The organism is Acidipropionibacterium jensenii (genome assembly GCF_005890135.1).
GTDB classification, from domain to species: domain Bacteria; phylum Actinomycetota; class Actinomycetes; order Propionibacteriales; family Propionibacteriaceae; genus Acidipropionibacterium; species Acidipropionibacterium jensenii.
Window position 1 is genome coordinate 1,161,706 of sequence record NZ_CP040635.1, and the last position, 18,924, is coordinate 1,180,629.

General features: G+C 71.5%; 19 protein-coding genes, 1 tRNA gene, 1 pseudogene and 1 riboswitch. Of the genes and pseudogenes, 11 read left to right on the forward strand and 10 right to left on the reverse strand.

The window, feature by feature from the left end:
• Positions 1-184: 184 nt before the first annotated feature.
• On the reverse strand, positions 185-838 hold the full coding sequence (locus FEZ32_RS05050) for a precorrin-8X methylmutase (protein WP_028701965.1): 654 nt from the start codon (positions 836-838) through the stop codon (positions 185-187).
• A 400-nt stretch (positions 839-1,238) separates the two neighbouring features.
• Between FEZ32_RS05050 and FEZ32_RS05055 the strand changes: the two genes are divergently transcribed.
• From FEZ32_RS05055 to FEZ32_RS05070, 4 genes are read left to right on the forward strand one after another with little or no spacing between them, the layout of a single operon-like run.
• Positions 1,239-1,946, forward strand: coding sequence for an energy-coupling factor ABC transporter permease (locus FEZ32_RS05055; protein WP_138680105.1), 708 nt, complete (start codon positions 1,239-1,241; stop codon positions 1,944-1,946).
• Positions 1,939-2,406, forward strand: a complete 468-nt coding sequence (locus FEZ32_RS05060; RefSeq protein ID WP_051237996.1) for an energy-coupling factor ABC transporter substrate-binding protein — start codon at positions 1,939-1,941, stop codon at positions 2,404-2,406. Before FEZ32_RS05055 ends, FEZ32_RS05060 begins: the two co-directional genes overlap by 8 nt.
• Positions 2,403-3,206, forward strand: a complete 804-nt coding sequence (gene cbiQ / locus FEZ32_RS05065) for a cobalt ECF transporter T component CbiQ (protein ID WP_138680106.1) — start codon at positions 2,403-2,405, stop codon at positions 3,204-3,206. The genes FEZ32_RS05060 and cbiQ overlap by 4 nt, the downstream gene beginning before the upstream one ends.
• A complete protein-coding gene (locus tag FEZ32_RS05070) occupies positions 3,203-4,045 on the forward strand; it encodes an energy-coupling factor ABC transporter ATP-binding protein (RefSeq protein ID WP_138680107.1) in 843 nt (280 codons plus the stop codon). Before cbiQ ends, FEZ32_RS05070 begins: the two co-directional genes overlap by 4 nt.
• A 28-nt stretch (positions 4,046-4,073) precedes the next feature.
• Here FEZ32_RS05070 and cbiT read toward each other — a convergent pair whose 3' ends face one another.
• Complete coding sequence (gene cbiT, locus FEZ32_RS05075; RefSeq protein ID WP_028701969.1) at positions 4,074-4,661, reverse strand: precorrin-6Y C5,15-methyltransferase (decarboxylating) subunit CbiT; 588 nt, start codon at positions 4,659-4,661, stop codon at positions 4,074-4,076.
• A gap of 281 nt (positions 4,662-4,942) precedes the next feature.
• Here cbiT and cobO point away from each other — a divergent pair, with 281 nt between their 5' ends.
• The 3 genes from cobO to cobA are packed head-to-tail and all read left to right on the forward strand — an operon-like array spanning position 4,943 to position 9,047.
• Entirely contained in the window at positions 4,943-5,557 is a 615-nt protein-coding gene (gene cobO, locus FEZ32_RS05080) for a cob(I)yrinic acid a,c-diamide adenosyltransferase (RefSeq protein WP_028701970.1), read from the forward strand.
• Positions 5,558-5,574: 17 nt separating this feature from the next.
• Entirely contained in the window at positions 5,575-8,259 is a 2,685-nt protein-coding gene (locus FEZ32_RS05085) for a bifunctional hydrogenobyrinic acid a,c-diamide synthase/histidinol phosphate aminotransferase CobBC (RefSeq protein WP_138680855.1), read from the forward strand.
• Positions 8,256-9,047 carry a uroporphyrinogen-III C-methyltransferase gene (cobA, locus tag FEZ32_RS05090; RefSeq protein WP_097798082.1) on the forward strand — a complete coding sequence of 264 codons (792 nt, stop codon included), beginning with the start codon at positions 8,256-8,258 and terminating at the stop codon, positions 9,045-9,047. The genes FEZ32_RS05085 and cobA overlap by 4 nt, the downstream gene beginning before the upstream one ends.
• A gap of 71 nt (positions 9,048-9,118) precedes the next feature.
• On the opposite strand, the gene FEZ32_RS05095 is transcribed toward cobA, so the two are convergent.
• Positions 9,119-9,856 carry a cobalt-precorrin-6A reductase gene (locus FEZ32_RS05095; RefSeq protein ID WP_028701972.1) on the reverse strand — a complete coding sequence of 246 codons (738 nt, stop codon included), beginning with the start codon at positions 9,854-9,856 and terminating at the stop codon, positions 9,119-9,121.
• A gap of 6 nt (positions 9,857-9,862) precedes the next feature.
• Positions 9,863-10,056, forward strand: a riboswitch (cobalamin riboswitch).
• 111 nt (positions 10,057-10,167) lie between these two features.
• Here FEZ32_RS05095 and cobT point away from each other — a divergent pair.
• From cobT to FEZ32_RS05120, 4 genes and pseudogenes are all read left to right on the forward strand, one after another.
• A pseudogene (gene cobT / locus FEZ32_RS05100) lies at positions 10,168-11,894 on the forward strand (nicotinate-nucleotide--dimethylbenzimidazole phosphoribosyltransferase).
• Entirely contained in the window at positions 11,891-12,736 is an 846-nt protein-coding gene (locus FEZ32_RS05110) for an adenosylcobinamide-GDP ribazoletransferase (protein WP_138680110.1), read from the forward strand. The pseudogene cobT and the gene FEZ32_RS05110 overlap by 4 nt, the downstream one beginning before the upstream one ends.
• A 48-nt stretch (positions 12,737-12,784) precedes the next feature.
• Positions 12,785-13,558 (forward strand): helical backbone metal receptor, encoded by a 774-nt coding sequence (locus tag FEZ32_RS05115; RefSeq protein WP_097798086.1) that lies wholly within the window; start codon positions 12,785-12,787, stop codon positions 13,556-13,558.
• An 88-nt stretch (positions 13,559-13,646) separates the two neighbouring features.
• A tRNA-Thr gene (locus FEZ32_RS05120) sits at positions 13,647-13,722 on the forward strand.
• Between the two features lie 210 nt (positions 13,723-13,932).
• Here the strand turns inward: FEZ32_RS05120 and FEZ32_RS05125 are convergent.
• From FEZ32_RS05125 to FEZ32_RS05155, 7 genes are all read right to left on the reverse strand, one after another.
• A complete protein-coding gene (locus FEZ32_RS05125) occupies positions 13,933-14,226 on the reverse strand; it encodes a hypothetical protein (protein WP_138680111.1) in 294 nt (97 codons plus the stop codon).
• A gap of 292 nt (positions 14,227-14,518) precedes the next feature.
• Positions 14,519-14,983, reverse strand: a complete 465-nt coding sequence (locus FEZ32_RS05130) for an S-ribosylhomocysteine lyase (protein ID WP_138680112.1) — start codon at positions 14,981-14,983, stop codon at positions 14,519-14,521.
• Positions 14,984-14,990: 7 nt separating this feature from the next.
• Positions 14,991-15,710 carry a hypothetical protein gene (locus FEZ32_RS05135; protein WP_138680113.1) on the reverse strand — a complete coding sequence of 240 codons (720 nt, stop codon included), beginning with the start codon at positions 15,708-15,710 and terminating at the stop codon, positions 14,991-14,993.
• Between the two features lie 10 nt (positions 15,711-15,720).
• Positions 15,721-16,611, reverse strand: coding sequence for a hypothetical protein (locus FEZ32_RS05140; RefSeq protein WP_138680114.1), 891 nt, complete (start codon positions 16,609-16,611; stop codon positions 15,721-15,723).
• On the reverse strand, positions 16,608-17,489 hold the full coding sequence (locus FEZ32_RS05145; protein WP_201270111.1) for an ATP-binding cassette domain-containing protein: 882 nt from the start codon (positions 17,487-17,489) through the stop codon (positions 16,608-16,610). The genes FEZ32_RS05140 and FEZ32_RS05145 overlap by 4 nt, the downstream gene beginning before the upstream one ends.
• Complete coding sequence (locus FEZ32_RS05150) at positions 17,486-18,301, reverse strand: zf-HC2 domain-containing protein (RefSeq protein ID WP_138680115.1); 816 nt, start codon at positions 18,299-18,301, stop codon at positions 17,486-17,488. The genes FEZ32_RS05145 and FEZ32_RS05150 overlap by 4 nt, the downstream gene beginning before the upstream one ends.
• Positions 18,298-18,852, reverse strand: a complete 555-nt coding sequence (locus FEZ32_RS05155; protein WP_097799731.1) for an RNA polymerase sigma factor — start codon at positions 18,850-18,852, stop codon at positions 18,298-18,300. The genes FEZ32_RS05150 and FEZ32_RS05155 overlap by 4 nt, the downstream gene beginning before the upstream one ends.
• Between the last annotated feature and the right edge of the window lie 72 nt (positions 18,853-18,924).

Here is an 18,924-nt window from a genome sequence, read left to right on the forward strand (position 1 = left end):
AACAGCCCGACCGGGATCTCCCGGTCGGGCTGTTCGTCTCATACGGCTCACGTCAGGCGTCCCCCTCGGGGTCCATGACGTCGTCGTCCCCGCTGTGTCGCCGGGGAGTCAGACGTCCCGTTCAAGCCTCATGACGTCGTCCCCGGTGCCTCGGGGCGCTCGGTTCAAGGGCCCTGGGCAGGGCTCAGATGTGGTTGTTCTCCAACTCGTCCCAGGAGGCGATGGCGTTGATCGCCGCCACCGTCATCGCCGAGCCGCCCCGGCGTCCCAGCAGGGTGAGGTACTCCAGGTGGAGGTCGGAGTCCACCAGGGCCTGCTTCGACTCGGCCGCTCCGACGAAGCCGACCGGGATGCCCACCACCGCCGCCGGACGCTGACCGGTCTCGGCGACCACCTCCAGCAGCCGGAACAGCGCCGTCGGGGCATTTCCGATCGCCACCACCGAGCCGTCCAGCTGGCCGTCGGCCGACCACATGTCGACCGCGGCACAGGTCTTGGTGGTCTGCTGGGCCTTCGCCAGCTCCGCCAGCCTCGGCTCCTTGATGTGGCAGACCACCTCGTTGTTGCGGGGCAGTCGGGAACGGATGATCCCGGTGGCGGTCATCGAGGAGTCGCACAGGATCGCCGCACCCTGCTCCAGAGCCTGGCGGGCGGCGGTGACCACACCGGGGGTGAAGGCGATGTCGGGAGCGATCGCGGTGTCGGCCGCGGAGTGGATCATCCGTGCCACGACGTGCTCGACGTCGGCGGGGAACCGCGACAGGTCGGCCTCGGCACGGATGATCCGGAAGGACTCCCGGTAGATGTCTGCCCCGTTGTTGACGTACTCGTGTCCCACCTGTGGCTCCTTGTCCGTGCGGACTGGCTGTGCGGACGGAGCCGCTGCCCCGACCTGCGTCGAGCGTAGTCGAGATGGCGTCCGGTGCCTGTGGGATCCTGGGCCGGCGAGGTGGCGGCGAGGTGGCGGACCCCACCCCGACCCTGGGTCATCGGGCGGGGACCGGCTGTGCTTGGATTGAGGACGGCCGAGCCCGTGGACGACTGATGAGCACATCAGCCGGACGCCCGTCGGCCGTCACACACATCACGAATAACGTTTCGATGCCGAGATGGAAGCCGGACAGATCCGGCACGGTCGCGCCACTGTGAGCACCCCGTCGAGGGTGGGAGTCAGAAAGTCACGGCATCGATCCTTTCCAGGATGGGACGCAGATCCCGAGAAAGGAGCGACTTCACTCATGCACATCGCAGAGGGAGTTCTCTCACCGACCGAGTGTGCCGTCTGGTACGCGGCGGCCGCACCATTTGTCATCCACGGCGCCCGCGAGGTCGTTCGCCAGGTGAAGCACCACCCGGAGAACAAGCTCCTGCTGGCTACCGCCGGAGCCTTCACCTTCGTCCTGTCGGCGATCAAGCTGCCGAGCGTCTCGGGCTCCTCCTCCCACCCGACCGGAACCGGTGTCGGGGCGGTCCTGTTCAAACCACCGGTGATGGCCTTCCTGGGCATGATCGTGCTCATCTTCCAGGCCCTGCTGCTCGCCCACGGCGGCATCAGCACGCTGGGCGCCAACACCTTCTCGATGGCCATCGCCGGCCCCTGGGTGGGGTACGCGTTCTACCGGATCACCAAGAAGCTGGGCGGTCCCGATGCCCTGGCGATCTTCCTGTGCATGGTCTTCGCCGACTTCAGCACCTACTGCGTCACCTCCTTCCAGCTGGCCTTCGCCTTCCCCGACCCGAACTCGGGGATCATGGGCGCCGCCGGCAAGTTCCTGGGGATCTTCGCCGTCACCCAGATCCCGTTGGCCCTGGCCGAGGGAGTTCTCGGAATCCTGCTGTTCCGTTTCCTCGCCAAGGTCGCCGGCCCCCAGCTGCGCTCCCTCGGCGTGCTGTCCGGCGGGTCCGACGCATCCACCACCCCGACGAAGGAGGCCGCAGATGTCTGAGACCGTCCAGAAGCAGAACAACTTCCTCACCAGCAACCACAAGTGGGTCACCCCCGTCCTGCTGGCCCTGCTGGTGGCGATCTTCGTCGTCAGCCTCATCGTGGGCGGCAGGAAGCCCGCCGGGGAGGGCCAGGCATTCGCCGGAACCGACGACGCCGCCGCCCAGGCGGCCGAGAAGGCCGGCGCCAAGCAGTGGATCAAGCCGATCTTCGAGCCCAACTCCGGTGAGGTCGCATCCGGCCTGTTCGCCCTCCAGGCGGCGCTGGGGGCCGGCATCGCCGGATACGCCCTGGGTCGGATGAGCGGCCGCAAGAAGGCCCAGGAGGAGATGGACGCCGCCCGGCTGCCCGACGCGATGCCTCCCGCCGTCGCGACTTCTCACGGAGCCGTCGAGCCGGCTGCTGACAAGGCTGCCGATGCCAGGGCTGCCGATCCGGCCGCCGACCGGACCGCGCGATGACCATCACCTCTCTGGACGACGCCGCCTGGGACTCTCCCTGGCGGTCTCGTCCGGTGGGGGAGAAGGTGGGGCTGTCGGTGGGGCTGATCCTCGTCGCGCTGTGCACCCCCGCCTGGCCGGGCACCCTGTTCGTCTCGGTGGCGGCGGTGGTCGCGATCCTCGGCTGCGCCCGGATCCGGCCGAAGGTGCTCCGGCAGGCGATGTCGGCCCCGATCGTCTTCCTGATCCTCGGCGGCCTCTCGGTGCTGGTCAGCGTCGGCACCGCGCAGGCCACCGCCGACGTCTGGTGGCACGGCGGGATCTTCGCGATCGGACCGGTCTCGGGCCGCCAGGCCGCCAACCTGGTGGCCCACGGACTGGCCGGGACGCTGGCCCTGATGATCCTGGCCCTGACCACCCCGATGGTCGACCTGCTCACCTGGATGCGCCGACTGCGCGTCCCGGACCCCCTGCTGGAGATCGCCAGTCTCACCTACCGGCTCATCTTCGTGCTGCTCAACACGGTGTTCACCGCCCACGAGGCGCAGAAGTGCCGGCTGGGAGACGCCCCGGTCGGGAGGCTCAACGGGTACCGGCGTCGACTCGAGAACACCGCCGCCCTGATGGGGTCGGTGGGGGTGCGCGCCTGGTCGCGCGCCAACCGGCTCAACGAGGGACTGGTGAACCGCGGGTTCGAGGACTCGCTGCTCACCCTGCCGATCCAGCGGGTCGGCAGCTGGCGGTTCAAACTGGTCACCGTGCTGGTGATCCTCGGATCCTGGGCCGCGTGCTGGCCCATCGCAGGAAGGCTGTGGAGATGAACGATCCACTGCACGACGCCGACTCGCTGCTGAGCACCGAGGGGCTGTGCGCCACCCATCCGGGTCGGCCGATGGTGCTGTCCGAGGTGTCCCTGACCATCCGACGCGGCGTGCGGGTGGCGATTCTGGGGGCCAACGGGTCGGGCAAGACGACCCTGCTGCGCTGCCTGTCGGGATCCCTGGAACCGGTCTCCGGGGAGGTCCGCAGAGGAGATGTCCGGCTGCGCCACAACCGCAAGGCGCTCAGGGAGCACCGGCGGTCGGTGCAGCTGGTGCTGCAGGACCCCGACGACCAGCTGTTCAGCGCCGACGTCACCCAGGACGTCTCCTTCGGGCCGATGAACCTGGGCCTGGAGGTCGAGGAGGTGCGCTCCCGGGTGTCCCGCGCCCTGCACCTGGTGGGTGCCGACCATCTGGCCGACCGGGCCACCCACCAGCTGTCCTACGGCGAGCGCAAACGGGTCGCGGTGGCCGGGGCGGTCGCCATGATGCCCGACCTGCTGCTGCTCGACGAGCCGACCGCCGGGCTGGACCCGGCCGGCGTCGTCCAGATGATGGGGGCCCTGGACAGGCTGCAGGAGGCCGGGACGACGGTGGCGATGGCCACCCATGACGTCGACCGGGCGCTGGCCTGGGCCGACGAGGCGCTCGTGGTGGTGGAACACCAGGTGGTCCAGGGGCCGATCGACCAGCTGCTGGCCGATGCCGAACTCATCGAGAGGGCTCACCTGGAACTGCCGTGGCCGCTGGATCTGGCGCGCCGACTGGGACTCGAGGGCCGGCCGCGCACCGTCGAGGAGGTCGTGGCGCTGATCGGCTCCCGTCAGCCGACCGCCTGACAAGCGGCCCGGAGGCGCATCCGGGCGGTTACTTCGTCCAGCTCCAGCCGATCACGGTGCGGGCCGGCTTCCAGCCGTGCAGTCGACCGATGTGATCGGCTGTCTCCACGCCGACCCGCATCAGCTCCCCGCCCCACTCGGCGTGCAGTTCGGCCAGCAGGCTCTCGGCCTCGATGGTCACCCCGTGGATGACGAATCGGCCCCCCGGCGCCAGAACCTGGCGGCAGGCCTCGGCCAGCTCGCGGGTCGCCCCGCCGCCGATGAAGACGGCGTCGGGGGCCTCCATCTCGGGCAGCCCCTCGGCCAGGTCGGCGTCGATCACCTCGAACTGGCCGGGCAGGGTGAGGGCCCGGGCATTGGCCCGGGCATTGGCGGCCCGGTCGGCCCTCCTCTCGACCCCGATCGCACGGCAGGAGGGGTCGGTGCGGCACCACTCGACGGCCACCGAGCCGGCACCGGTGCCGAGGTCCCACAGGAGCTGGCCGGGCAGCGGGCGCAGCACGGCCAGGGCCATCGCCCGCACCGGGTGCTTGGTGATGAGGCCGTCGTGGACGAAGTGCTCCTCGTCGAGGCCGGGGGTACGTCCCAGAAGGCTGGTGTCAGGGTCATCGGTCACGGGCACACCCTACGAGATCGGCGCCGGGCGGGAATCGACGCCGGGGGCCGCGGCGTCGGCCCTGTCGCGGGGGCAGACGCCGTCTCGGCGGATCGTGTGACAGAATCTCCCTCGGCCGGTCGGGGAGGAATCCCGGTGCCGGGGACGGGTCCTCCGTCCCCCATTCCGGAGCGGTCCCGCCACTGTGAGCGCATCTGCGCGAGCCAGGTCGTCCCTGCCGGCAGCCTCCGTGACGCCATCGGAGGTCACGATGCGGGCGAGGACCCGCGAGGAGGATCCGGATGCCGCGCGCACACACCGATGTCGACCCCGACGACGGGCTGTCGACCCGCCAGCGGCGCCTCAGGCCCGTACTGGCGGTCAACACCGGCGACGGGAAGGGCAAGACGACCGCCGCGATGGGCACCGCCCTGCGCGCCTGGCACCAGGGATGGTCGGTCGGCGTCTTCCAGTTCATCAAGTCCGGACGCTGGCACGTCGGTGAGCAGGACGCCCTGGAGGCCCTCGGTCGGATCCACCGCGAGACCGGGGTCGGTGGGCCGGTGACCTGGGAGACGATGGGCACCGGATGGTCCTGGACGAAGGCCTTCTCGGCCTCTGAGGATCCCGCCGAGGCCGCCCGCGAGGGGTGGCGTCACGTCCGCTCGCTGCTCGCCGAACAGGCCCTCGACTTCTACCTTCTCGACGAGTTCAGCTACCCGTTGGACTGGGGGTGGATCGACGTCGACGAGGTGGTCGACGTCCTCACCCACCGGCCCGGCACCCAGCACGTCGTCATCACCGGACGGCGGGCACCCGACACGCTCATCGAGGCCGCCGACCTGGTCACCGAGATGACCAAGATCAAGCACCCCTTCGATGCCGGCCAGCGCGGTCAGGCGGGGATCGAATGGTGAGCGCCGGACCTGAGCCGATGAGGATCCCCCGGATCCTCATCGCCGCCGCCGCCTCCGGGGGCGGCAAGACGACCGTCGCGACCGGGCTGATGGCCGCCCTGCGCCGGGCCGGCCACCCGGTGGCCCCGTTCAAGGTGGGCCCGGACTACATCGACCCCGGCTACCACAGCCTGGCGGCCGGTCGTCCCGGCCGCAATCTCGACTCGGTGATGTGCGGGCCCGATCTGATGGCCCCGCTGCTGGCTCACGGATTCCTCGCCCCCGCGACCACTGCACAGACCTCTGCGCAGACCCGCGCATCCTCCTCGGCAGTGTCCGGGGAGGCTCCCGGGTCCGCCGAGCTGGCGGTCGTGGAGGGAGTGATGGGGCTGTTCGACGGCCGACTCGGCGACGGCGCCGGATCCTCCGCCGAGATCGCTCGGCTCACCTCCACCCCGGTGGTACTGGTGGTCGACGCCTCCCACGCCTCGTTGACCCACGCCGCGGTGGTCGCCGGACTGGCGGGATTCGACCCGCGGGTGAGGGTCGCCGGGGTGATCCTCAACCGGGTCGGCTCGGCGCGCCATGGAGCCGAGATCCGGCGCGGGGTGGATCGCCTGGGGATCCCGGTGCTCGGCGAGATCCCCCGCGACAAGGACATCTTCGTGCCCTCCCGGCACCTGGGACTGGTCCCGGCCGCCGAACGGGACGCCTCGGCCGCACAGGTCGGCGCCCTGGCCCGGCTGATCGCCGACCACGTGGATCTGGACGCCGTGCTGGCGGTGGCCCGCCGGGCCCCCGACCTGGCCGTGCACCCCTGGGATCCGGCGGCGGCGCTGAGGGGCAGTGCCGCCTGGGGATCGCTGGAGGAGGCCCGTCGGCGCGGTGGCGCCGAGTCCCCGCTGGTCGCGATTGCGGGCGGCCGGGCCTTCACCTTCCGCTACGCCGAGACGACCGAACTGCTGGAGGCCGCCGGCTGCCGGGTCGTCGAGGTGGACCCGCTGACCGACGCCGCCCTGCCCGAGGGGGTCGCCGGGCTGTACCTGGGCGGCGGGTTCCCCGAGATGCACGCCGACCAGCTGGCCGCCAACCGGTCCCTCCACGAGTCGATCCGCTCCCATGTGGCCGCCGGAATGCCGGTGGTCGCCGAGTGCGCCGGGCTGCTGATGCTGTGCCGCACCCTGGACGGCCATCCGATGACCGGGGTGCTGGACCTGCAGGCCGAGATGAGACCGCGTCTCACGATGGGGTACCGGGACGCCGTCGCCGACTCCGACACCCTGCTGGCGGGAGCGGGGGAGAGGGTGATCGGCCACGAGTTCCACCGGACCGGTGTGAGTGCCGTCGACCCGACCGGAGACCGGGAGTCGGGCCCCTCGACCCCGGCCTGGAGCTTCGCGATGCCCGACGGGTCGACCCGGCTGGAGGGCGTCTCCTCGGATCCGGCCGGGATCGGACGCTCCACCGTCCACGCCTCCTACCTCCACCTGCACTGGGCCGGACAGCCGGCCTGCGCCGCCCGCTTCGCCGCCGAGGCCTGGCGGTGTGCGTCGTCCGCCCCGCAGCCGTCCGGCATCGGGGAGACGGCCCCTCCCCGCCCGGCGGACCCCCGGCCCTCGCCGGCTGCCGAACCCGAGCCCCGGGATCGGGCCGTTGAGCCGGACCTTCTCCACCACGGCGACCGCGACGTCGCCGCCGGACTGGTCGACCTGGCCGTCAATGTCCGCGTCGACCACACCCCCCGGTGGCTCGTCACCGCCATCACCGACACGTCCTCCCGGTGGCAGACCTACCCCGACGCCGAACCGGCCCGCCTCGCGCTGGCCGCCCACCACCGCGTCGACCCCGCGGTGGTGCTGCCCACCAGCGGCGGCGCCGAGGCCTTCGCGCTGGTCGCCCGGGCTCTGCACCCCAGCCGTGCGGTCGTCGTCCACCCCCAGTTCACCGAGCCGGAGGCCGCCCTGTGCGCAGCCGGTCACCGCGTCGACAGGGTGCTGCTGGACCCGGCCGACCAGTTCCGTCTCCACCCCGAGGAGATCCCCGGCGACGCCGACCTGGTGATGGTCGGCAATCCGACCAACCCCACCGGGGTCCTGCACCCCGCCGAGATCCTCGACCGGCTGCGGGCTCCCGGGCGGGTGCTGGTGGTCGACGAGGCCTTCATGGACGCCACCGACGGCGCCCAGTCGCTGATCGGCCCGCGGATGGACCAGCTGCTGGTGCTGCGCTCCCTCACCAAGACCTTCGGCCTGGCGGGGATCCGCGCCGGATACGTCCTCGGCGACCCGGCCCTGGTCTCCCGGCTGGCCGCCCAGCAGCCCCCGTGGTCGGTGTCGACGCCGGCGATCGCCGCGATGATCGCCTGCTGCTCGCCGGCCGCCACCGCCCATCGCCGGGACCTCGTCGAGGCGCTCCCGGCCGCACGCCAGGATCTCGTGGCGAGACTGCGGGCCCAGGGGCTGACCGTCATCGACTCCGAGTCCCCCTTCGTGCTCGTGGACACCTCGTCGGTCGATCCGCACCGGTCGATCCGCGAGGAGCTGGCCGCCCGCGGCCTGGCGGTCCGCCGCGGGGAGACCTTCCCCGGACTGGGTCCGACCTGGATCCGGTTGGCGGTCCGCGATCCCGACATCCATGCCCGGCTCGCCGACGCCCTGGCCGACATCTCCGCCGGCCGCACCTCCCGACCCCACCCTGACCATCTCGACAAGGAGATTCGATGACCACCCCCCGGTACGCGCCAGATCTGGTCCCCGGCACCGTCACCCTGGTCGGCGGCGGGCCCGGAGACCCCGGCCTCATCACCCTGGCCGGATATCAGGCGGTCTGCCAGGCCGACGTCATCCTCTACGACCGGCTGGCACCCCAGGACATCCTCGCCGACGCCCCCGCCGCCGAGAAGATCCCGGTGGGGAAGGTGCCGCGCGGCCCCTACGTCCCCCAGGAGCGGATCAACGAACTGCTCGTCGAGCACGCCCGGGCCGGGCAGAGGGTCGTCCGGCTCAAGGGCGGCGACTCCTTCGTCTTCGGCCGGGGAGGGGAGGAGTGGCAGGCCTGCGCCGCCGCCGGGGTGCCGGTCCGGGTGATCCCCGGAGTCACCTCATCGGTCGCCGGGCCGGAGCTGGCCGGGGTTCCGCTCACCCATCGCCACATGGTCCAGGGGTTCACGGTGGTCTCCGGCCACGTCGCCCCCGGCGACTCCCGCTCGGTACTGGACTGGGGTCAGCTCGCCAGGTGCGGTACCACCCTGGTGATTCTCATGGGGGTGGCTCACATCAAGCGGATCGCCGAGGACCTGATGGGCGGCGGACTGGCGGGCGACACCCCGGTCGCGGTGGTGCGCGAGGCCTCACTGCCCGACCAGTCGGTGATCAGCACGACCCTGGCGGAGGTGGCCGATGTGATGGCCGCCGCCGAGGTCCGGCCGCCGGCGATCGTGGTGGTCGGTGATGTCGCCGGACTGGATCTGGATCACGCCGACGCCGCCGCCCGGCACCACTCGGATCACTGAGGGTTATCGAGAGGTCCAGGATCGTGGGGGCCTAGGGGTTCTGGGGGTCGGACGGCGACCTCCACGGACCGTCAGCCGAGCGTGCTGCGAACCCACTCGGCGGCCAGCTCCGGGGTGGTGACCTGCTGCCCGTAGCTCGGTGACGGCGGCCGGGAGATCATCACCACTGCGGTGCCGGACTGTCGGGCGGCGGTCAGTTTGGCGTCGGGCCGGGACCCGCCGGCGTCCTTGGACACCATCACGTCGAACCCCGCCAGCAGGGCTCGCTCGGAGTCGACGGTGAACGGCCCCTTCTCCTGTCTGACGGTCCAGCCGGCCGGCAGCGGCCCCTCGGGGGCGTCGATGCAGCGTGCGGTGACCCTGCGGTCGGCCAGGGGCGCCAGGTAGTGGGGGACGGGCTGGCGTCCGACGGTCAGCAGAATGTCCCCCGGCAGTGACGCCGCCTCCCGGGCCGCCGCGTCATGGCCGGCGGCCCAGATCCACTCGGTCGACCAGGGCAGGGCCCGCCAGCTGGGTGCCTGGAGACGTGCCAGCGGCAGGCCGAGACGCCGGGCCGCCTCGGCCGCGTGCTGCGACATCGTCGCGGCGAAGGGATGGGTGGCGTTGACCAGCGCCTTGACAGCGTGGTCGCCGAGGAAGGCCGCCAGGCCGTCTGCCCCGCCGAACCCGCCGACCCGGACCTCTCCGGGGAGCGGACGCCGGGACGTGGTCACCCCCGCCAGGGAGGTGACGACGTCGACCCCCTCGTCGACCAACTGCCGTGCCAGCACGCGGGCGCGGCGGGTGCCGCCGAGGATGAGAACGTCCATGGCGTCCATCAAAGCAGCCTCACCGGTGTGGGAGGATGGATTCCGGTCCCAGGTGGAACTCCGGTGCGACTCCGGGGCGGTCCCGCCACTGTGAGCGTCAGCGCGTGCACCCGACCGATGAGGCGAGCCCAGGCGAACCCCTCCGGCCGTCGAGTGCGTGGCGGCGCGAGCCAGGTCATCACCGGTGGATCGCGGGTCGCATCAGCGGTCCGCCAGAACCCTCGGGCGCAGGCCGAGGTGGGTTCGGGAGCACTGCGAGGACACAGGATCCCCGGACCCGGCCATGCGTCCAGATACAGGAGACGTACAGCATGGCCGACACTCGGCTCCCCGACTCCCTGCCCGCCCAGGCACTGCTCGCCCGCACGGTGGCCGCCATCCGCCCGGCCGATCCCGATGCCTTGGCCGCCGCCCGCGACCGTCAGCAGATCCTCACCAAGCCCGAGGGATCACTGGGCCGCCTCGAGGACCTGTCGATCCGGCTGGCCGGGATGAGCGGTCGGGTGCCCACCCCGGTGCCCAGCCACCCGGTGGTCGGCCTGTTCGCCGGGGACCACGGCGTCTGGGCCGAGGGAGTCTCCCCCGACCCGCAGGAGATCACCGCCCAGATGGCGGTGAACATGGCCGCCGGCGGGGCCGGGGTGACCGTTCTGGCCCGCCAGATGGGAGCCGAGGTCTGGGTGACCAATGTCGGCGTCGCGGTGGATCTGCCCGCCGGCTGCGGGGTGCGCGAGAAGTGCATCCGGCACAGCACCGACGACATCTCCCGGGGTCCGGCGATGAGTGTGGACGAGGCCGTCCAGGCCCTGGAGATCGGCATCGCGACCGCCGACGAGGCGGTCGCCGCCGGGGCCGACATCCTGGTCACCGGAGAGATGGGGATCGCCAACACGACACCGGCATCGGCCCTCATCAGCGTCTTCACCAACCTGTCCGCCGCCGACGTCACCGGCCGCGGAGCCGGCGCCGCCGACGACCGCCACCGCCACAAGGTCGCCGTCATCGAGCGCGCCCTGACCCTCAACCGGCCCGATGCCGACCATCCCGTCGAGGCGCTGGCCAAGGTCGGCGGATTCGAGCACGGTGCGATGGCCGGACTCATCCTGGGGGCCGCCGCCCATCGCGTCCCGGTGGTCCTGGACGGCGTCATCGCCTGCTCCTCGGCCCTGCTGGCCGCCGCCATCGCGCCGGCCTCGGTGGACTTCCTGGTGCCCGGTCACGCTGGTGCCGAGCCCGGCATCACCGCGGCCCTCGGCGTCCTGGGGCTTCCGGCCCTGCTGGATCTGGGGATGCGTCTGGGGGAGGGGTCCGGGGCCGTGCTGGCCCTGCCGATCGTCCAGGCCTCCGCGCACATCCTCAACGAGATGGCCACCTTCGAGGACGCCGCCGTCACAGACATCAAGGTGACCGGCGAGACCGGCATCCCGGATGCGCCGGATGCGGCGGCCGCCGAGGAGGGCGACCCGGCATGAGCCAGCTGCACGTCCCCAGCCCGGTCGGCGCCCCTCCGGTGCGCGCCCTGGTGCTCGGTGGGGCACGGTCCGGCAAGTCCTCCTGGGCTGAGTCCCGGATGGCCCGCTTTCCCGAGGTGACCTATGTCGCCACCTCGGCCCGCAACCCCGATGACCCCGAGTGGGAGGAGCGGATCCGGCTCCACCGGGAACGGCGTCCCGACTCCTGGACGACGGTGGAGACCCTCGATGTCGGCTCGGTGCTGAGGCGTCACGAGGACGCCCCGGTGCTCGTCGACTGCCTGGGGGTGTGGATCACCCGGGTGCTCGACGAGGCCGGCGCCTGGACCGGCGAGGAGGGCTGGCGGCAGAGGCTGGCCGGGCGCGTCGACGATCTGGTCGACGCCGTCCATCACACCCGGCGCGAGGTGGTCATGGTGTCCAACGAGGTGGGGATGGGACTCGTCCCGGAGACCGCGTCCGGACGGCTCTTCCGCGACGAGCTGGGGCGTCTCAACGCCGCCGTCGCCGGGGCCTGCGACGAGGTGTGGGTGTGCATCGCCGGCATCCCGAAGAGGTGGGCATGAGTCAGACTCCCGCCCCGGCCCGGATTCCCGGCCCACTGCTGGGCATCGTCTCGGCCTTCGCACTGTTCTCGATCATCCCGGCCCCCGTCCTGCCCACCGTCGACCGCCGGATCGCCACCCGGGCGATCCGCGCCTTCCCGTGGATGGGGATCCTGCTCGGAGTGGTCGCCGGGGCGGTGGCCGGCGGGGTGCTGGCCGCCGGCGCCGGGCCCTGGCTGGCCGGCGTGCTGGCCCTGGCCTGGCTGGCCGCGGCCACCGGGGGATTCCACCTGGACGGGGTCGCCGACACCGCTGACGGGTTGGGCTCCCGGGCGCCGGCCGAACGCGCCCTGGCGATCATGAAGCAGTCCGACATCGGGCCGATGGGGGTGATCAGCCTGCTGATGGTGCTGCTCATCGACCTGGGAGCCCTCACCAGTCTCACCGCCACCGCGGCCGTCGCCGGGCCGGGATCCTGGTGGCGGGTCGCGCTGCTGGTGCTGGTCGGACCCTCGGTGGGACGCGCCTCGATCCTGCTGGCGACCCTTCCCTCGGTGCCGTGCGCCCGGCCCGGCGGGTTCGGGTCGCTGGTGGCCGGGGTCACCACGGGTCGGGCCGCCGGGATCAACATGGTCTGTCTGGCGGTGGTCTGGGCGGTGCTCGGCTGGCTGGTCTCGGGCTGGGCGGGCGCCGCGCTCGTGGTCGTCGCCGCGGTGCTGGCGCTGGTCTGGGCCCAGGGCTGGACCCGTCACCTGGTGCGGCGGTTCGGCGGGGTGACCGGGGACTGCTTCGGATCGCTCAACGAGACTACCCAGTGCGTGCTGTGGGCGGTTCTGGCGATCGGTGCGGCCCTGTTCTGGTGACGTCGTCCGGGATGTCGCTCAGGGCGACGTCCGTGGCAGGGTGGAGCCGTGACTGTCGATGACTGCGGAGACCTCGTCGAACTGACTGCCCCGGCCCGGCGCATCGTGAGTCTGGTGCCCTCCATCACCGAGGCCATCGCCCTCACCTGCCCCGAGCGGCTGGTGGGGTGCACCGACTGGTGCATCCGGCCGACCGACATCGAGGCCCGGGCGGGCCACCGGGTGCAGCGGGTGCGCGGCACCAAGAATCCGGACCGGGCGGCGATCGCCGCGCTGCGTCCCGACCTGGTGATCGCCAACCGCGAGGAGAACCGCAAGTACGACGTCGACCTGCTGCGCCAGGACGGGATCCCGGTCTGGGTGACCAGCATCGACGGCGCCGAGCAGGCGGTGGCCAGTCTGAGCAGGCTGTTCACCGAGGCCCTCCGGATCGCCGATCCCGAGTGGCTCGACCAGGCGCGCTCGGAGTGGGGCGCGCAACCTCCCCAGCCGGTCCTCACCGCGGTGGTCCCGGTCTGGCGGGATCCGTGGATGTGCGCCGGTCGCACGACCTACATCGCCGACCTGATGGCCCACTGCGGGGTGCGACTCGTGGCGCTGCCCGACGACGGGACCCGCTACCCGCACGTCGACCTGGAGGTCCTGCAGGGGCTGGACGTCGACCGGGTCGTGCTGCCCGACGAGCCCTACCACTTCACCGCCGCCGACGGCCCCGAGGCCTTCCCCGGACACGACGTTCGACTTGTCGACGGGCAGCGCCTGGCCTGGTACGGACCCTCGATGGTGGGGGCCCGCCAAGCCCTGATCGACGCCGTCCGCTGATCGCCGGCGGGCCGGATTTCCTCACCCGGCGTCCTGCTGTCAGAATGTGAGGCGGTCGCCACGCTGGACAGGTTCCGGCGGGTCACAGGCCTGTGTAGCTCAGTTGGTAGAGCGCCGCTCTTGTAAAGCGATGGTCGCGGGTTCGATTCCTGTCACAGGCTCCACTGAAACACCCGGTCAGAAGCTCTTCGGCCGGGTTTTTCACCACCTGCATGACCAGACCGTGTCCTCGGCATCTCCGTGAGGGCTCGGTGCCGGAACGGTGGGTCCCGTCCGAGGCCATATTCGTCCGCTCCTGGCACGACGGAAATGACGACCGGGGTCACCCGGAACAGCCGCGCACTCCGAATCTATGCTCAGGCTATGAAGCTATATCATCGAATTTCGATCACCGGCGCCCTCGGGCTGCTCGGTACTGCCGTGCTGTTGGCAGGGTGTAGCGGCGCCAACAGTGACTCGACCGCCAGCACCCCGGCCACCAGTGGGACCGCCATCAGTGCCTCCTCCGCAAGCACGTCTGCGACTGGCACACCAGCCCCGAGTACGTCGACGACCAGGGTGCTGGCGACCGGGGCGTCGTCGGCAAGCACCTCTGCGGCCAGCGCGCCGGCCCCGACCCGGTCCACATCCGGGCCCTCGACACAGCAGACCCGTTCGGCATCCGACAAGCCCGGGGCCGGCGGAGCATGCGGCGCTCTGCACGGCGCGGGCACGCAGTATGTGCAGGGCAAGCTGTACGTGACCTCGGGCACCATCGGCTGCAATGAGGCCAACGCAATCATGAACGGCTACCTGACGGGTCCCGTGGAGGGCAGCGGGCACATCGGCTCATTCAAGGGGTTCGAGTGCGGCAGGGACAACAGCCCGAGCGCTGCGGCGAAGGCCCAGTGCGAGAAGGGCGGAACCACGCTGGAGCTCAGGTAGCAGAGCAAGGCGTCTTGGGCCCGGAACGCCGGACCCTCAGGCCATCACCTGTTCCCACTCGCTGCGGTGGGCCAGCATCCGGCTCGCGGCCTCCTTCGCGCCTTCCAGGCTGTGGTGGGCTCCCCATCCGCACTGGGTGGTGTTGGCGGCCGGGACCGCGTCCAGGGTGAGGATGTCCTTGAGGGTGGTCTCCACCAGATCGCAGGTGGCCGGCACATCGGGCTCGCCGACCATGATGAGGTAGAAACCGGTCTGGCAGCCCATCGGGCCGAAGTCGATGACCGAGTTGCTGTGGTTGCGCACGCACTCGGCGAAGGAGTGCTCCACCGAGTGGACGGCGTCCATCTCCAGGTGGTCGGCGTTCGGCTGGCAGAACCGCACGTCGTACTTGGTGAGGGTGTCGCCGGCCGGCAGATGCTTGACATCGGCCACCCGGATGAAGGGTGCCGCGACCTTGGTGTGGTCGAGATTGAAGCTCTCGACATTCATCTTCTGCGTCATGGGCCCATCATTGCGCGGACCGCGGGTCGGCGTCCCACCTCAGAGCCTGTGCCACGTTCGGAGAGCCTCCCGGACCGGAACGCCTGTCAGCGCCGGAGCTCCCGCCGGCCCCGGAGCTCCTGCCAGGTCGTGGCAGCCGTCCGTCGGTGACGAGCAAGCCGGCCAGCAGGACCAGTGCTGTCGCCCCGAGGATCGACCATCCGACCGTGCTGGAGGTCCACGATCCGCCGACCCCGTGGGTCGCGTAGGGGAAGACGGGGACCCTCATCTGTGCCGGACGGACGATCGCCCATGCGGTGACGGCCGGCACCACCAGCGCCGCCCAGTGGTGTCCCGGGGTGGCGCTGCCCGCGCATCGTCGGGCCGTTCCCCAGGCCAGCGCCGCCAGCGCCCCGGCCACCCCCTGGAGGGCGACCGACCAGGGATGTCCGAACAGCGATGGACGCGCCCACCACACCATCACCAGCCACACGCCGAGAAGGGGAAGGACGCCGACCAGTCGTGCCGTGGTGCGCCACAGGATCCCGCGGGGGGCGGCGTCCACAACCCCCGCGAGGGGCTCGTCCAGGCACCAGCAGACGGCCGCGGTGAGCAGCCCGACGGCAATGCCTTGCAGGGGCCACAGCAGCCAGGAGTTGTACTCGATCAGCATCACAAGAGCGATCAGCAGGCCGGAACTGGCAAGTACGAGCCGCCAGGGGATCGCCCGAATGCCGTGGGACCACATCTCGTCCTCCTCAGGCCGGCGCCTCGATGAGCGGATTGTGGAAGGCGTGCGGCAGGCCGGTGACCATCGTCAGGATCAGTGCGACGACGGCTGCCGCCAGCAGGATCGCGATCCCCGCCCTCAGCCGCGGCCGCGGCCCCTCCGGGTCGTGGTACAGGGCCACCGCCACCCCGGTCGCGCACAGCAGGACGAGGTACACGATCCACATCTGCGGCGATCCTGGCAGGGCCACCCAGTGCACCGGTTCCCGCTCGGCGGTGAAGGCGAGGGGGCCGTACCAGTGCGTCCACGGCCAGACCATGTGCCAGCGCCAGGTCGACTCGAACCAGCCCTGCAGGGGCATCGTGACGACGACCATGAGCACGGTGCACAGCGCCGCCGCCCCGCGGAACCTCAGCCACCGTGCGATGACCAGACCCAGCAGCGGGCCGCCGACGGCCGCCATGACACTCTGGGCGAAGACCACCGACAGCACATAGCTGGTGGTCACCGGCCCCGACGGCACCGCCCAGTCGGCGGGCGGACGGGAGAGGATGAGCCAGGCGATGGACAGGTACCAGATCACCGTGACGCTCACCGGCACCACGACGGCCCAGGCGAGTGCGATCGTGCGTTCCGACTCGCTCACGGCGGTCGCTCCAGCGGCCTCGGCCGCCCGGTCCGAGCGACGGGTGAGGCCGGCCATCACCATGATCCCGAGCAGTCCGATCAGCGCGGCCGGCGCGATGGCGTCAGTGAGGGCCTCGGTGGAGTCCCGGGCCCACCCGGTCCGGTGGACCTGGAGGGCGACCAGCAGCACCAGACCGATGAGGAACAGCGGCGAGGTGGCGTAGTTGCGGATCTCCTGAGTCACCAGCACGGTGCGCGACGACGGGCGGGTCGGAGCAAGTGTTTGGGTCATCGGAGTACTCCTTCGTCGAGTGAGCGGCTGCGCAGCAACAGGTAGGCGTCCTCGACGGTGGGAGGAACGGGGCTGGCCCCCGGGTGGGGGATACCTCCCACCGATCGCACCATGCCGGTGCCCGTGCGCCAGGTGTGGACCGCCCCGTCATTCTCCTGGGGGCCCACGTGGACGTGGTCGGAGGCGGTGGCGAGCAGGTCGGACACCGCGCCGTCGAAGCGGATCCGGCCGGCGTCGAGGACGACCACCCGGTCGCACAGCGCCGAGACATCCTCGGTCTGGTGGGTCGACAGCAGCACGGTGCCCGCCTGCTCGGAGAGGATCCTGCGCAGGGTGGCCCGCTGCTCGGGGTCCAGTCCGGTGGTGGGCTCGTCGAGGATCAGCAGTCTCGGTTCGCCGAGCAGGGCCTGGGCGATGGCCAGCCGTCGACGCTGCCCTCCCGAGAGTTTGCGCACCCTCACGGTGGACCGCTCCTGGAGCCCGACCAGGGTCAGCACCCGGCGCACCTCGGCGCGGCGGGCGGTGGTCTGGTCCCACTCCTTGAGCACGGCGATGTAGTCGAGGAATCCGAAGGCCGTCATGCCGCGCGGGAAGACGACCTCCTGGGGGAGGTAGCCGATCAGCCGCCTGGCCGAGGTGCGCTCGGCCGGCGAGGCGGTGGTCTGGTGCCCCTCGACGACGATCCGTCCGGCGGTGGGAGCCATCGCGGTCGACAGCAGACGCAGCAGGGTCGTCTTGCCGGCACCGTTGGGGCCGAGCAGACCGATCACTCCCGATCCGAGGGTGAGTGTGGTCGGGTGCAGCGCCACGGTGGGGTGGATGCGGGCGCGCAGCGGGCTGCCATAGGTCTTGGACACGGCATCCAGGTGGGTGGTCACGGTGAGACTCCAATCGCTGGGGACCTGTCCGACAGCGCCCTGAGGGCGACACCGAGCAGGACGGTGAGCAGGGCGAACAGGCCCTGGACCGGCAGCTGGCCGAGCAGATCGGAGGCCTGCAGGCCGGCCATCGAGGCGACGACGAGCAACCAGCCGATGGAGCTGATGGCCGCGGCCGTCCGGGCGAGAAGCCAGTTGAGCAGCACCAGGGTGGCGCTGGTGAGGAGCAGTCCGGGGAGCAGCCACAGCCAGATGGCGGAGTCCAGGCCGGGGACCATCGAACCCAGTACGAGGACCGCGGGAAGCGCCACCACGAGGGTGGACAGGGTGCGCAGCAGGGTGATCCGCAGCCACGGGCAGGCGGTGGTGCCGACCAGCTCGCGCAGCGGGTCGGTGGCGTCGAAGGCGGCACTGACGGCGATCACCGGGACCAGTGGTGCCAGGGCCAGGAAGACCGGCAGATAGCTCACCCCGGGCAGGGCGGCCGCGATGGCGCAGGCGATCGCCCCGCTGACCGCGATCGCCCAGGGCAGCTGCAGGTCGTCGGAGGCGGCGATGACGGCGACGTCGCTGTCCCTGACGCCGAGCCGGGTCAGCAGCCGCATCGGCAGGGAGCGTCGTGGGTGGTCGATCCTGGCGTGGACCGCCTGCCAGAGGGGTTGCGGATCCCCGGCGACGGTCCGGGCGTCCCGGCGGCAGGAGGGGCAGGACAGCAGATGGGCCTCGACGGCCGACTCCGTCGTGGGGTCCAGACCGCCGGCGGCATAGCGCTGCCAGAGATAGGCGGTGAGGTGCGTGTCTCGGCTGGTCATGTCAGAGCCCCCATCAGGTGTCGGCGAAGGTGGATCTTGGCGAGCCTGACGCGGCTCTTGACGGTGCCATGCGGGACGCCGAGGAGGCGTGCGGCCTCCCGGGTGGTGAGTCCGTCGAGGACGGTGGCCCGCAGTGCGGCCCGCAGGTCGGGGGACAGGCGCGCCATCGCATCACCGAGATCCCCGTGCTCCACGGCGAGCAGGAGCTGTTCCTCGGCGCTGAGGGTCTGGCCGGCGTAGCGCGCCACGACCTCTTCGCGCAGCGCCACCGGGGCCGGCCGGGTGCGCAGGCAGGAGATCAGTCGGCGGATGGCGATCCCCCACAGCCAGGCGCCGACGTCGCCGTCCCCGCGGTACCGGCCGGCCTGCTGCCAGACGACGACGAAGGCGTCCTGCAGGGCGGTTTCCGCCAGGTCCGCGTTGCCGGCGCGCCGACGCAGCCGCAGCATGAGCCAGCCGCTGTGCCGCTCGATGAGCTCGCGCAGGGCCGACTCGTCCCCGGTACTGATCCGGGCGAGCAGTTCGGCATCGCCGACGGCGTCGGTCTCCATACCCCACTGTCGCCGGGAGAGGTCCAGATGGATCACTCCGACGGCGAGAACTCTCCGGATACTCCTTGGGGT

Coding starts and splice junctions, on each gene's coding strand:
- FEZ32_RS05055 (WP_138680105.1), top strand. CDS start 1,239: ATGCACATCGCAGAGGGAGTTCTCTCACCGACCGAGTGTGCCGTCTGG.
- FEZ32_RS05060 (WP_051237996.1), top strand. CDS start 1,939: ATGTCTGAGACCGTCCAGAAGCAGAACAACTTCCTCACCAGCAACCAC.
- cbiQ (WP_138680106.1), top strand. CDS start 2,403: ATGACCATCACCTCTCTGGACGACGCCGCCTGGGACTCTCCCTGGCGG.
- FEZ32_RS05070 (WP_138680107.1), top strand. CDS start 3,203: ATGAACGATCCACTGCACGACGCCGACTCGCTGCTGAGCACCGAGGGG.
- cobO (WP_028701970.1), top strand. CDS start 4,943: ATGCCGCGCGCACACACCGATGTCGACCCCGACGACGGGCTGTCGACC.
- FEZ32_RS05085 (WP_138680855.1), top strand. CDS start 5,575: ATGAGGATCCCCCGGATCCTCATCGCCGCCGCCGCCTCCGGGGGCGGC.
- cobA (WP_097798082.1), top strand. CDS start 8,256: ATGACCACCCCCCGGTACGCGCCAGATCTGGTCCCCGGCACCGTCACC.
- FEZ32_RS05095 (WP_028701972.1), bottom strand. CDS start 9,856: ATGGACGTTCTCATCCTCGGCGGCACCCGCCGCGCCCGCGTGCTGGCA.
- FEZ32_RS05110 (WP_138680110.1), top strand. CDS start 11,891: ATGAGTCAGACTCCCGCCCCGGCCCGGATTCCCGGCCCACTGCTGGGC.
- FEZ32_RS05130 (WP_138680112.1), bottom strand. CDS start 14,983: ATGACGCAGAAGATGAATGTCGAGAGCTTCAATCTCGACCACACCAAG.
- FEZ32_RS05135 (WP_138680113.1), bottom strand. CDS start 15,710: ATGTGGTCCCACGGCATTCGGGCGATCCCCTGGCGGCTCGTACTTGCC.
- FEZ32_RS05140 (WP_138680114.1), bottom strand. CDS start 16,611: ATGACCCAAACACTTGCTCCGACCCGCCCGTCGTCGCGCACCGTGCTG.
- FEZ32_RS05150 (WP_138680115.1), bottom strand. CDS start 18,301: ATGACCAGCCGAGACACGCACCTCACCGCCTATCTCTGGCAGCGCTAT.
- FEZ32_RS05155 (WP_097799731.1), bottom strand. CDS start 18,852: ATGGAGACCGACGCCGTCGGCGATGCCGAACTGCTCGCCCGGATCAGT.